Below are 21,195 nucleotides of genomic sequence, written 5' to 3'. Positions count from 1 at the left end.
CATGACGACGCATGGAACGCAAAGAAAGGCCGAACCCATGACCCGCACCGCAAACCGCATCGCCCGCCTTGCAATGGTCGGCAGCGTGACGCTGTTGACGGCCATGCCCGGCTTGGCCGCGACCGCCAGCAACCCCATCCAGGGCTGGAGCGCGATGAAGGGCACCGACACCGCCACGCTGCTGCGCGACGTCCAGACCATGCCCTTGTCGTCGCAGGCGACCGAGGATCAGCCCTATTGTGCCAGCGACGCCGAAATCGCCGACACGTTGGAACATGATTTCAACGAATTGCCCATCGACACGGCCAATGCCGACGGCACCCATCTGTGGGGGTCGGATCAGCTGGGAACGTGGACGCTGGTGGCGACGCGCGCCGACCAGACCAGCTGCATCATCGCGTCGGGCATCGGCTTTGACGATCAGGCCGACACCGAAGCCTATTACGAGGTCGCCGGCCTCTGATCAGCCGACGCGGCGCAGGAAGGCCCTTGTGCGGTCATCCTGCGCATTGCCGAAGATCTGCGACGGCGGTCCCTGTTCGACGATCCGTCCCCCTTCCATGAAGACGATCCTGTCCGCGATTTCGCGGGCAAACTGCATTTCATGGGTCACGATCAGCATGGTCTGACGCCCATCGGCAATGCGGCGGATCAGGTCCAGAACCTCACCCACCCATTCGGGATCAAGCGCGCTGGTCGGTTCGTCGAACAGCAGCAGATCCGCATCCAGCGCCATCGCCCGGCCGATACCGACCCGTTGCTGCTGGCCCCCCGACATGGCGGCCGGATAGCTGTCGCCCCGGTCACCCAGTCCAATTTGCGCCAAGATGTCGTCAGCACGTTCGCGTGCCTTGGGCTTGGACCAGCCGCGGACCGTGGTCAGCCCCTCCATGATGTTGTCGCGCGCGGTCTTGTTGGCGAAAAGCGCGTAGTTCTGAAAGACGAATCCCGTCCGGCGGCGCAGCGCCAGGATATCGGATTTCTGGGCCTTGGCTGCATCGACCGTCAGGTCGCCGACGGTGATGCGGCCTTCATCGGGGCGGTCCAGAAAGTTCAGGCAGCGCAGCAGCGTGGATTTTCCCGTGCCCGACGGCCCGATGATGGCGACGCGTTCGCCCGGCTGCAGGCACAGGTCGATGCCGTTCAGAACCGTGTTGTCGCCAAAACGCTTGACCAGCCCGTCGATGTCGATCTGACAGCTCATCGCGATACCGCCTTTCCAAGCCTAGTTTCCAACTGCCGCTGTCCCACGGACAGAGCCTCGACAATGACCCAGTAGAAGACCGCGACCACCAGGAACGCCTCGGGATAGAGGAAGGTGCTGGAGGCCTCTTTCTGCGCGGCGCCCATCATTTCCGTCACGCCCAGCGTGAAGGCCAGCGACGTGCCTTTGATCATGTCGATGAAGTAATTCATCAGCGTCGGCGCGGCGGTGCGCGATGCCTGCGGCAGGATAATGCGGGTCAGGACCTGTTTCTGGGTCATGCCGATGGATTGGGCGGCCTCCCACTGGCTGCGGTCGACGCCCAGGATGGCGCCGCGGATGCTTTCGGCCATATAGGCCGAGAAATGCAGCGTCAGGCCGATGATCGCCGCCGTCACCCCGTCCAGGTTGTTCAGCGCCGGCACCAACTGCGGCAGGCCGAAGTAGAACAGGAACAACTGCACCAGCAACGGCGTGCCACGGAAGAAGCTGATGAACACCGCCACCACGCGATGCAGCCAAGGCACGCGGATGACCCTGATGACCGCCATGACGATGGCCAGCGCAAGGCCGGCGATCATCGCCACGATGGCCATGAACAGGGTCAGCGGCACATAGCTGGCGATCACGGGGATCAGGTCCAGCATGTAGGCGGTGTCCAATCCCCGCATGTTATTCGGCCGGGGCGTCTTCAGCCTGGGCAGGCTGGGTCACGTCGGCATTCAGCCATTTCCGAGAGATCTCGGCCAGCGTGCCGTCCTCCTTCAGGGTGGTGATGGCCGCATCGACGCGGTCGCGCAGGGCCTTGCCTTCGTCATCGTTGCGGAAGGGCAGGGCGTTGCGGATCTCTGAAAACGGCTGACCGGCCAGGGCCAGCGGCAGCGGGCTTTCCGCGATCACCTGCGAGGACGACACCCGGTCCATCACGAAGGCGTCGATCCGGCCCAGCGCGGTATCCTGGGTGATGTTGCTTTCATAGGTGCGGATGTCGATCTCATCGGCATAGGGCAGTTCGTTCAGCAGGGTCTCGAAGTTGGAGCCCAGGTTCACGGCGACCGATTTGCCCTTGAGGCTCTCGGGGCCGGTGATGGTGTCCTCGTTGCCCTTCTTCACGACGACCTGCGCGCCGTCATAGACATAGGGCTGGGTGAAGGCGAAGGTCGCCTCGCGCTCGGGGGTGATGGTGATCTGGTTGGCGACGGTGTCGATGCGCCCCGAACCCAGCGCGCCGATCAGGCCCGAAAAGGACATGGTGACGAATTCCACCTCGTCGCCGGTCTCCTCGGCGATGGCGCGCATGAAATCCACCTCGAAACCCTGCAATTCGTCGGCGCGGGTGAAGGTGAAGGGGAAATAGCCCCCCGACATGCCCACGCGGATCGTATCGGCGGTGGCGGGCAGGGCGGTGGTCAGGGCCAAAGCGGCGGCGACGGCGATGTTGCGCATCGAAATTCTCCTTGTGTTCTTGACCCTTAGATGCGGGCTTGTCCCCGGCTGCACAACCGTCGGCACCCAAATAAGGACATCTTTTGGCATGGTCATGCGGCGATCGAAACAGCGCATTGCCAGAAAACCGCGCCGCCGGAACATCGTTCCATGCGGCCGTGCGATGGCCCGACAAATGATGCGGCCGTCAGGGGCCCACCTGCGGTTTCACAGGCCATCGCGAAAGGGGACCGCCTGACCGGCGGCGTGATCGCACAGGGCCTTGATCGCCGCGCCATGCGCGGGGTCCGCGCCCAGGCAATCGGCGGCCAGGTCGCGCGCCGTCTGCATCAGATCCTCGGGCGGGCAGATGCGGTCAACCAGGCCCCAGGCCAGCGCCTCGGGGGCGGCGATGCGGGCGCCCGCCATCAGGATCATCCGCGCCCTTGCCGGTCCCACCAGCGCCGTCAGCCGCCCCGGATCGGAGGGCTGGGGCAGAAAGCCCAGCCGCATCACCGGATAGAAGAAGGCCGCATGCGGGACCGCCAGCCGGATGTCGCAGGCCAGCGCCATCCCGAAGGCACCCCCCGCCAGCGTGCCGTTCAGCGCCGCGATGGTCAGGCAGGGCATCGCGGCCACCTGCCCCGACAGGCGTTCCCATTCGGCCGATGTCGCAAGCCCGGTTCGCGCCTGCTCCATATCGGCGCCTGCCGAAAAGACCCGCCCCGTGCCCGTCAGGATCACCGCCCGCGCCCCGTCGCGCGCCCCCTGTTGCAGGGCCAGGGTCAACAGCGCCAGCATGGCTTCGGTCAGGGCATTGGCCTTGTCGGGCCGATCGATCGTCAGCAGGCACAGGCCCTGCGTCATCTGGCTGCGGATCACGAACAGTTCCCTTCAACTTTGAAGGTCACTGTGGCAAGAATTCGTCAGACATCAAGCGTCCGAAAGGTTTTTGCCATGTATCGCCCGATTGCCACCTCTGCCATCGCCCTGATCATCGGGGCCGGGCCCGTGCTGGCGGATGTCACCCCGTCGCAGGTCTGGGACAGCCTGCAGCAGACCTATGGCCAGATGGGCTATGACATGCAGGTCGGGGCGACCGACGATGCGGGACAGACGCTGACGGTCACCGACCTGGTGCTGACGCCGCGCGAAGGCGAACAGGACATGACGCTGACCATCCCCAGGATCGTCATGCAGCAGACCGGTGGCGGCGACGTGCGATCCGTCGTCGAGGGCCAGATGGACCTGCAGATGAAGGGCCGCACCGAGGATGACAAGCCGGTCGGTTTCACCATGTCCATCGACGCCCCCGGCAACGAGACCCTGACCACCGGTACCCCCGAGGCAATGGAACATGCCATCACCGTCCCCAAGATGATCGTGAACGGCCGCAGCCAGGACAAGGTCAACGAAACGCCCCTGACCATCACCCTGACCGACATGGCCGCGAAACAGGCCACATCGCAGGCCGAGGACGGCACCCGCAGCCAAAGCTTCGAGGGAACGGTGGCCACGACTGTCATGGCGATCAATGCCTCGGGGCCGGCCCATATCGAACCCGCCGATCAGTCCGCCGATCAGCCCGAGGACGCGCCGCAGCCCGATCCCGAAAACCTGCCGATGGACAGCTTCGCGTCGAACGTCACGCTGGACGACCTGGAGTTCAAGGGGCAGGGCACCCTGCCCGCGGGCGATTTCGACATGGCCTCGGACCCGTCGGGGGCGCTGAAGGCCGGGTATTCGGGGCAGGTCACCTTCGCGATGGGCAAGGTCCAGGGCGATTTCCGCGCCACATCCCATGATGTCGCCGAAGACCGCACCAACAACGCCGAAGGCAGCTTTGGCATCGAAGACGGCACCATGGCCATGGCGATGGACAAGGACAGCCTCAGCTATGAGGGCAAGGCCGAACAGATCGCGGTGCAGATGACCTCGGACGATCTGCCATTCCCGATCGAATACACGGCGGCGGAAAACACCTTCCGGCTGGTGATGCCGATGATCGCCTCGGAACAGGAACAGCCTTTCGCGCTGGCTTACGGTCTGAAGGACCTGGCCCTGAACGACCAGATCTGGCAGGCGATCGATCCGCAATCGACGCTGCCCCGCGATCCGGCCAGCCTGAACATCGACCTGGAGGGCATGGCCGTGCTGGTCACCGACTTCATGGACCCTAATTTCGCCGATCCCGAAACCGACAAGGCGCCCTTCCAGCCGCGTCAGCTGACCATCAAGGACATCTCGCTGGATGCCGTGGGCGCAACCGCCGACATCACCGGCGACCTGGCCTTCGGCGACGATCCCAGCCAGCCCGTCGGCACGGTGCAGGGCCGCTTTACCGGCATCAATGCGCTTCTGGACAATGCCGTGGCCATGGGCATCGCCCCTGAACAGCAGATGATGGGCCTGCGCATGATGATGGCGATGTTCGCCCGCCCCGCGCAGGACGACCCCGAAACCCTAACCACCGAGCTGGAATTCCGCGAAGGCGGCTCGATCTTTGCAAACGGGCAGCAGGTCAAGTAACGATGACCCCCTGACGGGCCGCGATCCCTGCGATCATGGCCCGTCACCCCATTCATGAACACGAGCATTGCATGACCGCCTTGTCCGCCGATCCCGACCGCCTGAAACATCTGGCCGAGGCGCTGGTCGATGCGGCCCGCCGCGCCGGGGCCGACCAGGCGGATGCCCTGGCCGTCGATGGCCGATCTGTGGGGATAGACGTGCGCGGCGGCGCGCTGGAACAGTCCGAACGCGCCGAGAGCGTCGATATCGGGCTGCGCGTGCTGATCGGCGGACGGCAGGCGGCGGTGTCATCCTCGGATCATTCCCGTGATGCCATCGCCCAGATGGCGGCCCGCGCCGTCGCCATGGCGCGCGAGGCCCCCGTGGACGACACCCTGGGCCTGGCCGATCCGGGACAGCTGGCCACCATCCGCGACGCATCGGGGCTGCGCATCTGCGACGACCTGCCCGAACCCGAACCGGCCCATCTGCAGGACCTGGCCCTGCGGGCCGAGGCGGCGGCCCTGTCGGTCAAGGGCATCAGCCAGATCGAAAGCGCCAATGCCAGCTACAGCCACCGGCGGATGTGGATGGCGGCCTCGAACGGGTTTTCGGGGGGCTATGCGCGAACCGGTCACGTGATCTCCACCGTGGCCATCACCGGCGAGGGCACCGGGATGGAGCGCGATTATGCGGGCGAGTCCCGCGTCTTCGCCGCCGACCTGCCCACCCCCGAGGAGATCGGCCTTCTGGCCGCCGAACGCACCTTGGCGCGCGCCGGGGCCCGCAAGCCCCCCACCGGCGCCTTTCCGATCCTGTTCGACCGTCGCGTGTCGTCATCGCTGATCGCGCACCTGCTGTCGGCGGTGAACGGCTCGGCCGTGGCGCGGGGCGCCAGCTGGCTGCGTCGCGACATGGGCGAACAGGTCCTGCCTGCCCACATGACCCTTTCCGAGGACCCGCACCGCCCCGGCTATCCCTCGTCGCGCCCCTTCGACGCCGAGGGGCTGGCCACGCGCCCCCGCGACATCGTGACGGGCGGCATCCTGCAGGGCTGGACGCTGGACCTGGCGACGGCGCGCAAGCTGGGGCTGGAAAGCACCGCCTCGGCGGCCCGCGGGCTGGCATCGGCGCCCTCCCCCGCCAACAGCAACGTCATCCTGACGCCGGGCGATATCGGCCAGGACCAGCTGATCGCGCAGATGGGGCGCGGGCTGGTGGTGACCTCGATGCTGGGGGCCTCCATCAACGCGACGACGGGCGATTATTCGCGTGGCGCGGCGGGTTTCTGGGTGGAAAACGGCCAGATCACCCATGCCGTCAACGAATGCACCATCGCGGGCAACCTGCGCGAGATGCTGATGACGCTGGTGGCGGCCGATGACGCGCTGCCGTGGCGCGGCGTGCAGGTGCCCAGCCTGCTGGTGCAGGGGATGACCGTTGCAGGCGCCTAGCGACGACCTGGACCTTCTGATCCGCGCCGCCCAGGAGGCGGGCCAGATCGCCCTGAGATTCTGGCGGCGCGATCCGGTCGCATGGGACAAGGGCGGCGGGGCCGGCCCCGTGACCGAGGCCGACCTGGCCGTCAACGACGCCATGCTGGCCATGCTGACCGGCGCCCGCCCCGGCTACGGCTGGCTGTCCGAGGAGAGCGAGGCCGACCCCGCCCGCCTGGACGCGCAGCGCTGCTTCATCGTCGATCCGATCGACGGCACGCGGGCCTTCATCGACGGGCAGGACGGGTTTTCCCATTCGCTGGCCATCGCCAATGGCAGCCGGATCATCGCCGCCGTGGTGCATCTGCCGGTGCTGGATCTGACCTATACGGCCACTGCCGAGGGCCCGGCGCTGCTGAACGGCCAACCCATCGCGCCGACCGATCGCGACATCGACGGGGCGGGGGTGCTGACCTATCGGGGCATCTCGGACGGGCAATACTGGCGCAGCGGTGCCATGCCGGCCTTTCGACGCGAATTCCGGTCCTCGCTGGCCTGGCGGCTGTCGCTGGCCGCCGAAGGGCGCTTTGACGCGGCCCTGTCGCTTCGGGCGGCGTGGGAATGGGACATCGCGGCGGGCAGCCTGATCGCGGAACGCGCGGGCGCCCGCGTCACCGACCGGCACGGCAGACCGATGCAGTTCAACAGCCCCCGCGCACAGGTGGACGGGCTGATCGTCGCCGGCCCCACGCTGCATCGCCAGCTGCTGGAAGCCTTGGCCTAGACCAGGCGCGATTTCGCGATCTGCAGCAGGCCCAGCCTGCGCAGCGTATCCACCGGATAGCCGTCGCTGCCCATCAGATCCAGGCTGAAATCCGGCTCCAGCCGCTGCAGGGCGCGCAGGGCATCGCGCGCGCCGGCCTGATCCTTGACCGCGTAGCGCAGCGCCGCCAGAAAGCGCAGCGCGGGGCGGTTGTCGGGCGCGAAGCGATGCACGGCCTCGAGGTGATGGATGGCGGCGTGCAGGTCGCCCGCACGCATCTTGGCGACCCCGATCCCCAGATGCCAGTTCGCGGGGTTCAGGCTGGACAGCGCCTGACCCAGACCGGCCTGCGCCTCCGAGGCCGATTGCTCCAGCCGGTCGATGCCCGCCAGCGCGCGCGACAGCGACAGCCGCGCCAGCGGGTTCTGCCCATCGGCCATCACCGCCTGACGCGCCAGGTCATAGGCGATCTGGTCGCGATCCAGATAGGCTTCGATGACGGAATTGACCGCTAAAGCGGTGGCGTGGAACGGCGCGGCCTGACGCGCACGGGCGGCCAGTTCGGCGGCCTCGGCGATGGCGCGGCCGGGATCGTCGGTCAGGCGTTCAAAGGCATAGGTCGTGCGGATCCAGGCGCGCAGCGACAGGGTCACCGCGGGGGTGATGCTGTCGCCCAGCCGTTCCAGCACCTGATCCGCCCGCGCCAGTCGGTCGGCCGAAAAGCTGAACACATCCGCGAACGAGATTCCCCCCGCCGCCCCCAGCGCGCGCCCCTGATCCACCACCTGGACCATCGCCAGACAGCATCGTGCGGTAAAATCGCCCATCTGCGCGCCCAGTTCCCCCAAGGGGCAGGTCATGCGCTGCGACCACATCACCCGGCCACTGGGGCGGTGCGTCAGCATGGCCGACAGGTTGAAGACCTGGCCCTGCAGGCTGGCCAGCGCGGTGATCTGGATATGCGGACCCCGCGGCACCGCATCGGCATCGTGGATGGCGACAGGCAGCAGGTCGGCGGTGCGGCCCGCGGCCTCGGACAGGATCATCGTGGCCAGAACCATCGCATCCTGGCTGGTCGAGACGGGCGTTCCCAAGACCAGGTCCGGCAGGGCCGATTCGATCGCGGTGGGGGCATGGGCCTCGGCGGCGCGGCGGACGTCGCGCAGCCAGTCTTCGAATTCGGGGTCGGGGATGTCCAAGTCGGCGCCGAATTCCGGGATCTGGCCATCGGGGCCGGGCCGGGCGGACATGTCCAGCCGCAGCATCGCGGGGTCCAGCCCCACCCAGCCCGGCCCGGTCAGCAGGGCATCGCGATGCGGGCCAAGGCTGATGCGAATCTCGCGCAGGACCTGGCGCAGGCTGGCATTGCCCTGTTCGGGGTCGCGTTCGCTGAACAGCAGGTCCTGCAGGCGCGCCCGCGTGATGCGCATGGACCGCGCCGTGCCGATCACCGCCAGCGCGCCACGCGCCCGCATTCCGCGCGGTGTCAGGCGCAGATCGGCGGGACCGGTCAGTTCGACCGGGCCCATCAGGCGAAGCGTCAGAAGCGGCATCCTGGGACGGGTCCTGTCAGCGGAACTGGCAACAGGCTTAGCCGTTCACGCGTTTGTGTGATAGGTTAATGATGTTTCATCGCCCTTTTGTCGCGAGTTGCCATGTCCCTGTTTCACGCCAAGCATGCCAAACATGCCAAGATGTCCGAAGCCGGCGAAAGCGCCCCGTTGGAGATGGTGCTGGCGCTGATGCGCAGCCGCGATGCCATCTCGGGGACCGAACAGCTGGTCGGCGATCCGCCGGGCCCCGTGATCCTGCCACCGGGGGACCGGCTGATGCGGATGCATCCCGACCACCGCGGCGCCGTCCTGCTGGGCGAATTGTCCGAGGGGCTGGCCGTGACCCATTCCACCCCCGACGATCCGCAGACCGGCGCCCCCGTGACGGCGACGGTTTCCCATGGCGGCGGAACGCTGGTCACCATCGACCGCCCCGGCCTGTCCCAGTTCCGCGCGGCCGTTCCACTGGTGGGCAATTACGCCGAACTGCGCGCCGACCGCGCCGCCGAGATCGAGGTTCAGACGGGCAGCCTGCTGCCCTTTTTCGGATCGGTCGTCATGCTGCAGCCGGACCGCTGCGACAGGATCACCGAAATGCTGCGGATCGCGCTGGACCTGACCACCCAGGTGGTGATGCGCGTCAAGCTGGCTCTGGCTTGCCCGCGCCCGACCCAGTTCAGCGACCGGATGCAGCCGATCATCGCCTGTCCCGCCCATCCTTCGCTGCCCAGTGGCCATGCCACGCAGGCCTTCTGCCTGGCCACGCTGCTGACGGGGTTGCGGACGCCCGGTGCGCCTGTCGCGGCCACCGATCAGCTGTTCCGGCTGGCCTGCCGGATCGCGGTCAACAGGACTGTGGCGGGGGTGCATTTCCCCGCCGACAGCGCTGCGGGGGCGGTGCTGGGCATCCAGCTGGGGCGGTGGCTTCTGGCGCGGGCCATGCCGGTCGGGGCGGTCGCCACCGCTAGTTTCGACGGGCGCAGGTTCGTCGATGCCGGGGACCAGCCGCGCGATTTCCACTATGGCGTGCTGGACCTGATGGTGGCGGGAAAGGACGGCTCGACCAGGTTCGGGACCAAGGCCGATTTCGTCGCCCCCGCACCCCTGTGGTCGGCCCTGGTCGCCGCCGCGCAGCGGGAATGGGACACGCGATGGAGCTGAGAGCCCCCCCCTTTTGGAACAATCCCGCCCCCCGCACGGCGCCCGACCACAGCGGCTGCGCCGAGGACTGGTTCGCCCGCAATGACAGCCCGCCCGACGCGGATGCCTTGCCGTCGGACCTGATCGCGCGGGCGTTCGGGCATGGGACCGGGTCGGAGGGGGACGCGCTGCCGGTGGTGGAGCTGGGACCGCCGGGGCTGGTCCTGCCCATTGATGCGATCAATCCCGCACCGCGCGCCTTGGACGGGTCGGACCTGACCGATCCCCGTCTGGCCTATCTGGAGGATGACGCGCTGCCCGATCCTGACGGGGGGTGCATCATCGGGGTGATCGATGATGCGATCCCCTTCGTGCATGAACGCCTGCGCCTGACGCCTACCCTCAGCCGCGTCGCCGCGCTGTGGGTGCAGGATGCGCGGTTCGACCCGCATGGACCGGGTCACGACCTGCCTGCCGGGACCGAACTGAGGGGCGCCGCGATCGGCACATGGCTGGCGCAGCTGCAATCCGGGACCATCCCGACCGAAGACAGCCTCTATCGCCTTTCGGGGGTCGTGGACATGACCCGCCCGACCACGCACGCGGCCGCCTTTGCCGCCGGTCACGGCGCTGCCGTCGCGCTGCTGGCGGCCGGCCATGCGCCGGGCGATCGGGATGCGCGCAACCGGCCCCTGATCGGCGTGAACCTGGCGCCGAAGGTCATCGCCGACAGTTCGGGCGGGTTGGCGCCGCGGGTGCTGGTCGCCTCGGTCCTGTTCGTCATCACGCGCGCCCGTCGCCTGTGCCGCCTGATCGAAACGCGGCGCGGCCTTGCCCGCAACAGCGTCCGCTTGCCGGTGGTGCTGAACATCAGCCTTGGTCTGACCGCCGGCCCCCGCGACGGCACCAGCGTGATCGAACGTCTGCTGGACCAGATCGCCGATCATCAGGCCGATGATCTGGGGCCGGTTCATATCGTCCTGCCCAGTGGCAATCACCGCATGGCGCGGCTTCGGGGCAGACTGCTGGCGGGGGGAACGCTCGGCTGGCAGGTGCCGCCCGACGACCGCACCGTCACGCCGCTGGAAATCTGGGGGCCGGTCCTGCAGGCGGCCCCTGACAAGCCTTTGCAGATCGGCTTGGCGGGTCCGGGCTTTGGACCGGCCTGGACCGCCTTTACCGCCGTCGGTCAGGTGACCCATCTGCAGGATGGTGACGGGCGTGACATGGCGCGCGCCTATCACGGGACCAGCGCCCTGCCGGATGGCGGTTATCGGCAGGCGGTGACCGTGGTGCTGCAGCCCACCTGCCCCGACAAGCCGGGCGAGGCCTGGATCAAGCCCGGCCTGTGGCACCTGTCATTGCCCGCCGATGCCGCGCCGGGTCTGCATGACGTATCGCTTCAGCGCGACGAGGTCCTGCGGGGCTTTCCCCGCGAAGCCCGGCAAAGCCGACTCTACGACCCCCATTACCGCGACCGCGACCCGGCCGAGCGCACCGTGGATCGTGATCCCGACAGCAGCGCCCTGGGCCGTGTGCAGCGCGCCGATACGGTCAACGCCTATGCCACGGGCCGTCGGACGTTGCGGGCGGGGGCCGTGTCGCTGCGTGAAGGACGCGCCGTCGAGTATAATTCGCTGATCGGCACCGACCGGGCGGGCGACCTGCTGGTCCCCGTCGATCGCGCCATCTGTCATCAGGGCATGGGCATCTGCGGGCGGGGCAGCGGCAGCTTTTCGATGATGTCGGGCAGTTCGCTGGCCGCTCCGCAGGTCACGCGGTGGCTGGCAACCGCGTTGGGCCAGGGCGCGCGGCCCGGCAACCGCGCCGCGGTTCAGGCCCTGGCCGGTGGAACGCCCGACGGTCCGCCCCCGATCCTGCCCCCCATGCCACCGCTTGGTCGGGATTGAATCGGGCCTTTTTCACGATTTTCAATCATGGGTTGCGCATTTTGACCTTTCGGGCGTGATTCCTTTCACGTCCGTTTCACGGCATGGGTCCAAACAGCTTGCGACAGCGATGCAATGCCAGACAGGAGCAAGCACCATGAAGGATCAAAGGATTTCCGAATATCGGGCCATGTTCTCGGCCTTGCAGATGCTGGGGGGCAGGCCCGAAACCATCGGCCAGGACGACCTGCACCAGACGTTGTACAGGCTGCAGGACAGGACGGAACAGGGCGAACGGCGCAGCGACGACGCCCGCATAAGGCGGTTGCAGCGCGAAAACGCCCTGCTGATCGATCACGCCGAGATGCTGGCCTGCGCCTTGGGTGCCTGTCCGAACTGTTGGGGCACCATCCCCGATTGCGAGGATTGCGGCGGCATCGGCACCCCCGGGGCCTTCAATCCCGACCGGTCATGTTTCGATCACTTCGTTCTGCCGGTCATCACCCGCGTGCTGGGGCGTGACGAAGACGCAGATATCAGGATTTCCGGCGACGCATTGCGCCGGGCCGCATTTCCCTCGGGCAAGGTCGAGTAACCAGTTATTTCCCGTTTTTTTGGGACGCCCTTGGGGAAGGGGGCCGGCAGGATCCTGCCGGCCCCTTCGATCTTGTCTCAGAACAGCGGCGGCAGATCGAAGGGATCGCTGGCGGCAGGCTGGCTGGTGGCGATGGTCGATCCCGGCCCGGACAGGGTGGCGATCTGCTGCGCCAGTTGCGCGATCGCCCGGCTGGCCGCATCCGCCGTGCCCGCCGGGGTGGCCGAGGTCATGGGAACCCGGATGTCAAAGCTGCGGGCATGGTTCGCCCCGCTGCCCTTCAGCCCGTCATCAGAGACGAAATACCGCCCCGACAATTGATAGATGCTGTCGGTCCGCGCCAGGGCGCGTTCGACGCGAACCTCGACCACGCGGGCGGGGGGTTCGGCCAGGGGCCAGGGCTCTCCGATGACGGTGGCGCCGGACACGTCGCTGATGGCGCGCGCCAATGTGGTGGTGAAGGCGCGGGCGGGGGTGTCGGCCCAGAGGTTGTCCGGGTTCGACCTGACCGCCCCGTCCTCGGTCTGGAACGAGACCTCCTGATTGGCGGCATATTCGGGCAGGGACACGTCCTTCAGTTCGGCGGTGCCAAGACGGTTGGCCACGCGCACCCCGTCGGTCGGCGGGTCCAGCAGATAGCGTCCCGTCTTTTCCGGGTCCGAACAGGCCCCCAGCAGGACAAGTCCCGACAGGGCGATCAGCGGCAGGCGAAGGAAGGATGTCGTCATGTCTTATCGTCCCAGGATGAAGGCGCGGGGGTTGCGTTCGATCAGGCGGGCCAGCGACCCGAAGGATTCCGTCGCGCGGCGCAATTCGCGCAGCGCCCCGATCAGTTCGTTGTTGAAGGCCGAACGATTGCCATAGCTGGCAAACAGCGAATCGGCGCGGGCCGCGGTGGTTTGCAGGCTGCGGACCAGTTCGGGCAGCTGCTGCACCGACCGCTGGATTTCATCCGCGGCGGCGCTGGCCGACGTCAGCGCGCTGTTCAGGCTGCCGGCCGCATTGCCGTCGCGCAGGTCGTTCAGAAGACCGCTTGCCGCTTCCAGCGTGTTCGACAGGTTGCGGGGCAGAGCCTCGGCATCCTCGCTGCCCAGCATGGCGCGCAGGTCGGCCAGGATGCCCTCGACCTGCAGGCTGACCTCGGCAAAGCCGAATTCCTCGACCGAGGCGGCGGCTTCGTTGATCTGATCGACCATCTCGGGGACGTCGACGGCCGCGTCATTGACCGCCTTGAAGGCGGCCGAAGCGTCCTCCAGCAACCGGGCGATGGTCTGGCCGCTTTCGGCGTCGCGCAGATCGGTGGTGATGCTGCTGATGTCGGACAAGGCGACATTGCCGTCCTCGATCGCCTGGCGCAGGGCGGCGGGGATCGCACGGGTGTCCTGCGAACTGGCCAGCGCGGTCACGCTGTCCAGCGCGTCGCGGGCCGAGTTCAGCAATTCCTCGATCGGCAGGTTGCCGATGCGGTTGACCAGCCCCTGGGCGCTGGCGGTGAAATCGTCCAGATCCCCCTCGACCGAAGGGATCAGCGGTACGGGTTCGGAATCGGCATCCAGCGTGGCGGGCGCCGCGCCGGGGATCTGCACCAGTTCGACCATTAGGGTGGTGCCCAGGAAGCCGGCGCTGGCCACGCGGGCGCGCAGGCTGGTATCGGTCACCTCGCGCGACAAAAGCGCCAGCGCATCTTCGGCGGTGGCATCATCGGGCAGGCCCATGCGGCCCGGCGATATGGCCATGGTGACCAGCTGCTTGACCTGGGTATCGTCGCCATCGCCGCTGGTGACGTTCACGGCCAGATCGGTCACCTGACCGACGCGCAGGCCGCGGAACTGGACGTCGGCGCCCTTTTCCAGCCCCTGCAGGGAATCGTCGATCAGCATGCCGACCCGCAGCCGTTCGGTATCGTCGCTGGCGAACAGCGTGTTTCGGGCCATGCTTTCATCGTCCTGCACGGGGAATTCATGCCCCGGACGGATCGGATTGCCGCCGCTGGTGATCGTGTCGAAGGCGACGCCCCCCTGCAGCACCGACGACAGAGAGTTCACGTTGAAGCTGACCCCCTGGGCACCAAGCGACAGCGAAAAGCCCGAAGTGTCCCAGAAGACGCTGGCCGTCGTCAGGCGGGCATCCTGGGGCGCCTCGATGAAGGCGTCGGCCAGGACGCGGTCGTCATTGTCAGAGAGGCGGATGTTTTCCACGCGGCCAACCTGGACACCGCGATACAGAACCGGCGCCCCCTCGCTGAGGCCGTCCGCGCCTTGCATCGACAGCGTGACCCAAGTGCCGGGCTGGTCGCCCCGGACCAGCGGCGGGCGTTCAAGCCCGGTGAATTCGGTCGTGACCTCGTTCACCTCCGAATCCCAATAACCTTCGATGAAGGCCCCTGACAGCACCGTATCAAGGCGCGTCACGCCCTGCGCGCTGACCTGGGGCCGGACGATCCAGAAGCTGGCTTCCGAATCGATATATTGCGCGACATCCCCGTCCACGCGGATCGAGACGATCACCTTGGACAGATCGCCGCTGAAGGACACGCCCTCGACCTGTCCCACGATGATCTCGCGGAAACGCAACGAGGTTTCGCCGGGGGTGATGCCGGTCGCGTCGGCGAATTCCACCTCGATCAGGCTGCCACGGTCGCGGAAGGCGTTCCAGGCGATGCCCAGGGTCACGATCAGCGCGACGATGGGCACGATCCAGATGACGTTCACGCCTGCCTGGGCCGCGCGTGTGGCCGTCTTGCGCACCGGACTGGCCGGTTTGAGGGGCGGGGGCGTATCAGTCATCTTTGTCGCTGTCCTTGGCCGTCAGGGTCCGTTTCGGGGCGCATCAATCGCTTTTCGACCGCAAGGGCAGGCCGCGCCAGATCAATCGCGCGTCAAAACTTTGCGCGGAAAGCATCGTGAAGGCAACCGACAGCGCGAAGGAGGCCGCCGCCGGTCCGGGGTGAACCGATGCCACGAAACCCAATTGCACCAGCGCCGACAGGATGGCCACCACGAAGACGTCGATCATCGACCAGCGGCCGATGAATTCGACCACCTCATAGATCTTCAGCCGGGTATGGGCCTGATCGACGGTGGCAGGGCGGCCCGCGACGATGGCCAGCCAGGCGATGGCCAGGAACTTGCCCATCGGGACGATGATCGAGGCGACGAAGACGATGACGGCAATGTCATAGCTGCCGTGATGGATCAGCTCGATCACGCCTTCGACGATAGTGGATTCGGAATTGCCGGCAAGCCCCGCGAAGGTCTGCGTGCTCATCATCGGGAACAGGTTGGCGGGGATGTACATGATCAGCCCGGCGAACCACCAGGCCCAGACCTTCTGCAGGCTGCGGCGGTCGGGCGGCGACAGATGCGCCCCGCAGCGCAGGCATTGGTCGTGATCCTGCGTCCAGACGCGGCCGCAGCTGTGGCACCCGATCAGCCCCGCGCGGTGGGCGGTCATGACGGGGCCGTCATTTTCGGAAGGAACGCTCATGCCCTGGCCTTGCGGGGTTTGCCGTGGAATTCGACGGTCTGGCCCGCATCCTCGATCGCGTCCCAGATCGAGGTCTGGCACATGAAGGCGCGGCTGGCGATATTGACGAAGATCAGTGCGCAGAAGGCCCAGAAGGCCGGGCCCAGATGGACCGATGCCAACCCCGCCACCTTGACCAGCGCCACGGCAGTGCCGATGACGAAGATCTCGGCCATGGACCAGGGCCGCATCACCTCGGACCAGCGGAAGGCGCGGGCGGCATGGCGGTGGGGCGGGCGTCCCTGCGCCAGGGGTGCCAGCACATAGACCAGCAGGAAGGCGCGGATGATGGGAAGGCCGATGATCATCGCCAGCACGGCGACGACCAGCGGCAGCAGCACACCGTCGGCAAAGGCCAGGGCCACGTCAAACAGCGAGCTGGCATTGCCGAACCCCATGGCCGACACCTGAAGGAAGGGAAAGAAGACCGCGCCCACCAGCAGCACCATCGAGGTGAAGGCCAGCGCGATCAGCTGCACGAAGGCGCCGTCGCGCGGCTTGGCCATGACCGTGCCGCACCGGGTGCAGCGGGCGGTCTCGCCCAGCTCCAGCTCTTCCTCGATATGTAGGGCGTCGCATTTGGGGCAGGCCATCAGCCCGCGACCCGTCGCCAGATCATAGCTTTGTTCGTGTTCCATGTCGGTCAAGATAGGCCACCGCCGCACCGACGCAAGCGCCCACCCCGGCCGCGCGCAAGAAATGCCCGCCTCAGTGGCGCGAACCCGCCTTGGCGGCTGATGTCAGGACGACGTTGCGCGTGTCGCCCCCCGCATCGTGATGACCCTGCGCCAGCTTGAAGGTCATGGTCAGGACATAGCGGTCCGGTTCCGAACGGGTTTCCACATCGCCTTCCAGCTGCATGGAAAACGCCTCGATCAGCTGGGTGCCAAGGCCCGTGCCGCTTTCGGCAGGATCTGCCCCGACCGAGTTCGCCACCTGCAACCGGCCCAGACCCGGCCCGGGCGATGTCAAGGAAACGCTGACCCAGGGGCGCGAACCCCCCTGCGGCTTGGTCGCGTATTTCAGGGCGTTGGTGAAGGCCTCGGTCGCCAGCAGCGTCAACGGCACGGCCTGATCGGGCATCATGGTCAGGGACTGGATGTCGGATTGGACCGCCAGCCTGCGCCCCGAACCCTGCGTGACGTTCGTCAGCTGGCCGATGATGTCGGTGATCAACATGTCGGCATCCACTGCATCCAGCTGTTCGGCCTGATAGAGATTGCGATAGATCGTCGCCAGCGCCGCCACGCGATCCTGGACCGATCGCAGCACCTGCTTGGCATCGGGATCGTCGACCAGCCGGCTTTGCATGTTGATGATCGATGCGATCAGTTGAAGATTGTTCTTCACCCGGTGGTGGACCTCCTTCAGCAGGATGGTCTTTTCGGCGACGGCCTTTTCCATCGCCTCCTCGTCGCGGATCAGGATGCGGGCCATGTTGTGGAAGGTCTGGCTGACATCGGTGATCTCGGTCGGGGCATCCAGCAGCACGGGGGGGGCATTGTCGCGGTTGCCGATGGCAAAACGGCGCATCTGACCGCGCAGGACGGTGATGTGGCGCAGCACCAGTCGGAAGACCGCAAAATAGGCCACGGCCAGCGACACCACCCACAGCGCCGCGGGCAGAAGGACCGCACCAAACCGCGACAGCTGGAAGACCCCGATCCCGGCGGTCTGCGGGCTCCAGCTGCCAAGGGCATAGACAAGGCCGGGAATGACGGGAACGACGGTGAAGACGCGGGTTTCGCCGTTGTTGGCCACCGCCCGGAAGGTCCGTTCGCCGCGGCCCAGCAGGGTGACCAGATCGCGATCGCGGGGCAGCAGGTCCTCGGTCGTGCCGCCGGCCAGATCGTCGCCGTTCAGGACCCGGCCACGACTGTTGAAGGTCATGATCCGCGTGCCTTCGGTGCCGAAATCCATGGCATGGGTGGAGCGCAACAGGTCCTGCGACAGGGACAGGGCGACATAGCCCAGCAATTCGCGATCGCGGTAAAGCGGCTGCTGGACAAGGACGACGGCGCTGCGGGTCACGGCACCCCGACGCACCGAAGTGACGGTGGTGACGGGGTTCTCAAGGAAGTTCACCAGAACCTCGTTGGAGGACATGTCGAGCCCGTCGCCTGCCGCAAGATCCGGATCGATCCCGGAACTGCATCGCATGTAGCCATCCACCGGCACGAAGCCCGCGTGGCTGTAGGTCCCGCTGCGCTGGACGAAATTTCGCAGCAGTTCGGCACATTGTTCCGGCCGGTCCAGCGTTTCAAGGATGGCCGGCCCCAAGGCGTCGGCGGAACCAAGCGCGCTTTGCAGCAGCGCCCGTTCGCCCGATGCCGCAGAGGCGGTGCGGCCCAGCAGCGCGATCTCGGCGCTGCGTTCGGCTTCCTGCGACAGATGCAGGTTCTGGACCAGAGAGATCAGGCCGATGGGCAGGATGGCGACGGACAGCAACATGCCAAGACGGAATCCAAGCCTGCGCGTGAATTCCAGTTGGCTTGATATGCGCCGCAACATCGCCCCAACTCAGCGGGAGCTGGAGTTGTTCTGAGCCATCACCGCCAGCGTCGCCTGATCGGTCATGTTGAGATCCTCACCCTGTTCAAGGTGCAGCAGCTCGGCCAGCTTGCGGCGGCCCCTGTTGGCCCGGGACTTGACCGTCCCGACAGCCACGCCCGTCATGTCGGCGGCTTCCTCATAGGAAAAACCGGAGGCACCGACCAGGATCAGGGCCTCGCGCTGTTCGTCGGGCAGGCGGTCGAAGGCAAAGCGGAAATCGCGCAGCGCCAGACGGCCGTCATGATCGGGGCGGGTCGACTGACGCGCGGCGTGGATGCCGTCGCTGTCGCTGACCTCGCGCTTGGTCTTGCGGCGGGCGGAATAGAAGGTGTTGCGCAGAATCGTGAACAGCCATGCGCGCAGATTGGTGCCGGCCTGGAACTTGTCCATGTTGGTCCACGCCTTGACGATGGTGTCCTGCACCAGATCATCGGCCGCGGCGCCTTCACGCGTCAGCGACAGGGCAAAGGCCCGCAACGCCGGAAGATGATCGACCAGCTGGTCGCGCGGATCAGGCAGGGCTGTATTGGTCATGAGGGGGAGGCACCGTGGAACAAGGAATCGGAAGGCAGGATGGTCAGGGTCAATATCATCCCTGTTCCTTGAGCTTTTGCAGCAGCTCGAGGAAGCGATCAGGAACCTCGGTAGTTGAATCCTGTTCGTAAACCCGTTTCAAGTTCTCATCGATTTGTTTTTCCACTGCCGCTTTCCTACGGTCGTCTCGCTTTGGCGTCATAATAATGTTAGTCCCGACAAACTTGTGCGCACATCCATGCAACCGATAGGGGGGCTAGATGGTTCCTTGCAATAGACGAAATAAAGGACTGTGTGATGACTGCTGCAGATCTGGCCCAATCGATCGGCCAACAGCTTCCGTTTCTGCGCCGCTATGCGCGTGCCCTGACCGGAAGCCAGAGTGCCGGTGACAACTATGCGGCCGCCACGCTTGAAGCGATCCTGTCGGATCGGAGCGTGCTTGATGGCGAAGACGATCTGCGTATCGCGCTGTTCAAGACCTTCCACGCGATCTGGCAAAGTTCCGGCCAGCCGGTGGAAGAGGCCGACATGACGGCGCGCGAACGCCGGGCGCAGGATCACCTGCGCGGCCTGACGCCCAATTCCCGCGAAGCCCTGCTGCTGCGCACGATCGAGGAGCTGCGCGCCGATCAGATCGCCCGCGTGATGCAGATCGACACCGCCGAGGCGGAAGAACTTGTCCAGATCGCGTTGAACGAGATGGGCAACACCCTGCGCGGCAAGGTCATGGTCATCGAGGACGAGATGATCATCGCCATGGATCTGAAGGGCATCGTTCAGGCGATGGGCCACGAGGTCACGGGCGTCGCGCGCACCCATACCGCCGCCATCGACCTGGCCGGCAAACAACGCCCCGACCTAATCCTAGCGGATATTCAGCTGGCCGACGGATCGTCGGGCGTGGATGCCGTGAACGAGTTGTTGGGCAGCATGGGCGACATCCCGGTGATCTTCATCACCGCCTTCCCCGAGCGCCTGCTGACCGGGGACCGCCCCGAGCCGGCATTCCTGATCTCGAAGCCCTATAGCGAAGAGCAGGTTCGTTCGGCGGTCAGCCAGGCGATGTTCTTTGCCTCGACCGAAGGGCTGCAAGCCTAAGGACCGAAAAGGGCGCCCACGCGGGCGCCCTTTTTCACTTGTTCTTCTCGGCCAGCAATTCGTCGAAACCGCGCCTTGCCTCGCGCGCGGCGTTGAGGCGGCGGCGACGGGCCAGCTCGACATTGATCAGCGCCCCCAGCAGGACCGAAAACCCCGCCAGATACAGCCACATCAGCAGCGCCACGACAGTGCCGATGGATCCATAGATGCGGTTGTAGCTGTTGAAGCTGCCCAGATAGGCCGAAAAGGCGATCGATCCCGCCGCCCACAGCATGGCCGCGAACAAGGCCCCCCAGGTAAAGATCGGCGTGCGCGGCGTCTTCACGTTCGGGCCATAGCGATAGAGGATGCCGATGGTCAGGATAACCAGCAGGAACATCCCCGCCCAGGGCAGGGCCGTGATCATCAGCGACCTGACGGGCGCCACCACGAAGAAATTCAGCACCACCGGCACGATGACGATCGTCGCCAACCCCGCAAGCGAGATGCCCACGATGACCAGCGTCAGCCCATAGGCCAGCACGAAGCCGAAGATCGTCGAATGCGCCCTGACGCCATAGGCCGCGTTCAACCCGCGGATCAGCGCATCGACCCCGGCGCGCGCCGCGATGGTCGCGATCATGAAGGACAGGAACGAGGTCCATCCGACGGACGTCTGCCCGTTCGAGGTCAGCGAGGTGACCTGATCGTCGACGATGGTCGAGGCACCGTCAGGCAGGAATTCATGCGCGACGTTCAGATAGGTCAGCACGACTGCCGGATCGAACCAGAGGCTCCAGAGGGCGATGATGGCGGCAAGGCCCGGAAAGACCGCGAACATGCCATAGAAGGCCACGCCCGCCGCGATCAGGGTCATGTGGGTCTGATCCATCCGTTCGAAGACGGACCCCCAGAAGCTGCCGATATCCCTTAGCCAGTCGATCATGCCGCCCCATGTCCCTTTTTCGCCAGCATGATGCCGCAAGA

At 66.4% G+C, this 21,195-nt stretch carries 21 protein-coding genes; 8 read left to right on the top strand and 13 right to left on the bottom strand.

The annotated features are described in order from the left end of the window. Positions 1–37: 37 nt before the first annotated feature. Positions 38–463 (top strand): hypothetical protein, encoded by a 426-nt coding sequence (locus IE00_RS09200; protein WP_072296772.1) that lies wholly within the window; start codon positions 38–40, stop codon positions 461–463. Here the strand turns inward: IE00_RS09200 and IE00_RS09195 are convergent, their stop codons facing one another. The 4 genes from IE00_RS09195 to IE00_RS09180 all read right to left on the bottom strand — a co-directional run bounded on the left by IE00_RS09195 (position 464) and on the right by IE00_RS09180 (position 3,496). Then, positions 464–1,204, bottom strand: coding sequence for an amino acid ABC transporter ATP-binding protein (locus IE00_RS09195; RefSeq protein WP_072296771.1), 741 nt, complete (start codon positions 1,202–1,204; stop codon positions 464–466). It abuts the gene before it with no gap. Continuing rightward, entirely contained in the window at positions 1,201–1,875 is a 675-nt protein-coding gene (locus IE00_RS09190; protein WP_072296770.1) for an amino acid ABC transporter permease, read from the bottom strand. Before IE00_RS09190 ends, IE00_RS09195 begins: the two co-directional genes overlap by 4 nt. Before the next feature lies 1 nt (position 1,876). Next, the gene (locus IE00_RS09185) at positions 1,877–2,650 is read right to left on the bottom strand and encodes an amino acid ABC transporter substrate-binding protein (protein ID WP_072296769.1); all 774 of its coding nucleotides are present in this window, start codon (positions 2,648–2,650) and stop codon (positions 1,877–1,879) included. A 207-nt stretch (positions 2,651–2,857) separates the two neighbouring features. Beyond that, on the bottom strand, positions 2,858–3,496 hold the full coding sequence (locus IE00_RS09180; RefSeq protein ID WP_139291385.1) for an enoyl-CoA hydratase/isomerase family protein: 639 nt from the start codon (positions 3,494–3,496) through the stop codon (positions 2,858–2,860). A 90-nt stretch (positions 3,497–3,586) separates the two neighbouring features. On the opposite strand from IE00_RS09180, the gene IE00_RS09175 reads away from it, so the two are divergent. The 3 genes from IE00_RS09175 (at position 3,587) to IE00_RS09165 (ending at position 7,360) form a co-directional block, all read left to right on the top strand. Continuing rightward, positions 3,587–5,158 carry a DUF2125 domain-containing protein gene (locus IE00_RS09175; protein ID WP_072296767.1) on the top strand — a complete coding sequence of 524 codons (1,572 nt, stop codon included), beginning with the start codon at positions 3,587–3,589 and terminating at the stop codon, positions 5,156–5,158. A gap of 71 nt (positions 5,159–5,229) precedes the next feature. Next, positions 5,230–6,594, top strand: a complete 1,365-nt coding sequence (locus IE00_RS09170) for a TldD/PmbA family protein (RefSeq protein ID WP_072296766.1) — start codon at positions 5,230–5,232, stop codon at positions 6,592–6,594. Next, positions 6,581–7,360: a 3'(2'),5'-bisphosphate nucleotidase CysQ gene (locus tag IE00_RS09165; protein WP_072296765.1), complete on the top strand. Its 780-nt coding sequence runs from the start codon at positions 6,581–6,583 to the stop codon at positions 7,358–7,360. The genes IE00_RS09170 and IE00_RS09165 overlap by 14 nt, the downstream gene beginning before the upstream one ends. Here IE00_RS09165 and IE00_RS20100 read toward each other — a convergent pair. Further along, on the bottom strand, positions 7,357–8,892 hold the full coding sequence (locus IE00_RS20100) for a hypothetical protein (RefSeq protein ID WP_072296764.1): 1,536 nt from the start codon (positions 8,890–8,892) through the stop codon (positions 7,357–7,359). The genes IE00_RS09165 and IE00_RS20100 overlap by 4 nt on opposite strands. A 102-nt stretch (positions 8,893–8,994) precedes the next feature. Here IE00_RS20100 and IE00_RS09155 point away from each other — a divergent pair, with 102 nt between their 5' ends. The 3 genes from IE00_RS09155 to IE00_RS09145 all read left to right on the top strand — a co-directional run bounded on the left by IE00_RS09155 (position 8,995) and on the right by IE00_RS09145 (position 12,516). Beyond that, positions 8,995–10,053, top strand: coding sequence for a phosphatase PAP2 family protein (locus tag IE00_RS09155; protein WP_072296763.1), 1,059 nt, complete (start codon positions 8,995–8,997; stop codon positions 10,051–10,053). Then, positions 10,044–11,942, top strand: a complete 1,899-nt coding sequence (locus IE00_RS09150; RefSeq protein WP_072296762.1) for a hypothetical protein — start codon at positions 10,044–10,046, stop codon at positions 11,940–11,942. The genes IE00_RS09155 and IE00_RS09150 overlap by 10 nt, the downstream gene beginning before the upstream one ends. Positions 11,943–12,078: 136 nt before the next feature. Further along, complete coding sequence (locus tag IE00_RS09145) at positions 12,079–12,516, top strand: hypothetical protein (RefSeq protein ID WP_072296761.1); 438 nt, start codon at positions 12,079–12,081, stop codon at positions 12,514–12,516. Between the two features lie 77 nt (positions 12,517–12,593). Here the strand turns inward: IE00_RS09145 and IE00_RS09140 are convergent, their stop codons facing one another. The 7 genes from IE00_RS09140 to IE00_RS09110 form a co-directional block, all read right to left on the bottom strand. Then, the gene (locus tag IE00_RS09140; protein ID WP_072296760.1) at positions 12,594–13,244 is read right to left on the bottom strand and encodes a membrane integrity-associated transporter subunit PqiC; all 651 of its coding nucleotides are present in this window, start codon (positions 13,242–13,244) and stop codon (positions 12,594–12,596) included. Positions 13,245–13,247: 3 nt separating this feature from the next. Continuing rightward, entirely contained in the window at positions 13,248–15,302 is a 2,055-nt protein-coding gene (locus tag IE00_RS09135) for an intermembrane transport protein PqiB (protein WP_072296759.1), read from the bottom strand. A gap of 43 nt (positions 15,303–15,345) precedes the next feature. Then, positions 15,346–16,002: a paraquat-inducible protein A gene (locus tag IE00_RS09130; RefSeq protein ID WP_072296758.1), complete on the bottom strand. Its 657-nt coding sequence runs from the start codon at positions 16,000–16,002 to the stop codon at positions 15,346–15,348. Beyond that, on the bottom strand, positions 15,999–16,679 hold the full coding sequence (locus IE00_RS09125) for a paraquat-inducible protein A (protein WP_072296757.1): 681 nt from the start codon (positions 16,677–16,679) through the stop codon (positions 15,999–16,001). Before IE00_RS09125 ends, IE00_RS09130 begins: the two co-directional genes overlap by 4 nt. Positions 16,680–16,749: 70 nt before the next feature. Beyond that, entirely contained in the window at positions 16,750–18,492 is a 1,743-nt protein-coding gene (locus tag IE00_RS09120) for a sensor histidine kinase (protein WP_240493832.1), read from the bottom strand. A 69-nt stretch (positions 18,493–18,561) separates the two neighbouring features. Continuing rightward, complete coding sequence (locus IE00_RS09115) at positions 18,562–19,128, bottom strand: RNA polymerase sigma factor (RefSeq protein ID WP_072296755.1); 567 nt, start codon at positions 19,126–19,128, stop codon at positions 18,562–18,564. Positions 19,129–19,183: 55 nt separating this feature from the next. After that, complete coding sequence (locus tag IE00_RS09110; RefSeq protein WP_072296893.1) at positions 19,184–19,330, bottom strand: NepR family anti-sigma factor; 147 nt, start codon at positions 19,328–19,330, stop codon at positions 19,184–19,186. A gap of 95 nt (positions 19,331–19,425) precedes the next feature. On the opposite strand from IE00_RS09110, the gene IE00_RS09105 reads away from it, so the two are divergent. Beyond that, positions 19,426–20,229 (top strand): response regulator, encoded by an 804-nt coding sequence (locus tag IE00_RS09105; RefSeq protein ID WP_072296754.1) that lies wholly within the window; start codon positions 19,426–19,428, stop codon positions 20,227–20,229. A gap of 34 nt (positions 20,230–20,263) precedes the next feature. Here IE00_RS09105 and IE00_RS09100 read toward each other — a convergent pair whose 3' ends face one another. Then, the gene (locus IE00_RS09100; protein WP_072296753.1) at positions 20,264–21,154 is read right to left on the bottom strand and encodes a YihY/virulence factor BrkB family protein; all 891 of its coding nucleotides are present in this window, start codon (positions 21,152–21,154) and stop codon (positions 20,264–20,266) included. Positions 21,155–21,195 lie beyond the last annotated feature (41 nt).

Source organism: Paracoccus sp. SM22M-07, from assembly GCF_001887735.1.
Taxonomy (GTDB): domain Bacteria; phylum Pseudomonadota; class Alphaproteobacteria; order Rhodobacterales; family Rhodobacteraceae; genus Paracoccus.
This window is presented reverse-complemented; position numbering and strand designations above follow the sequence as displayed.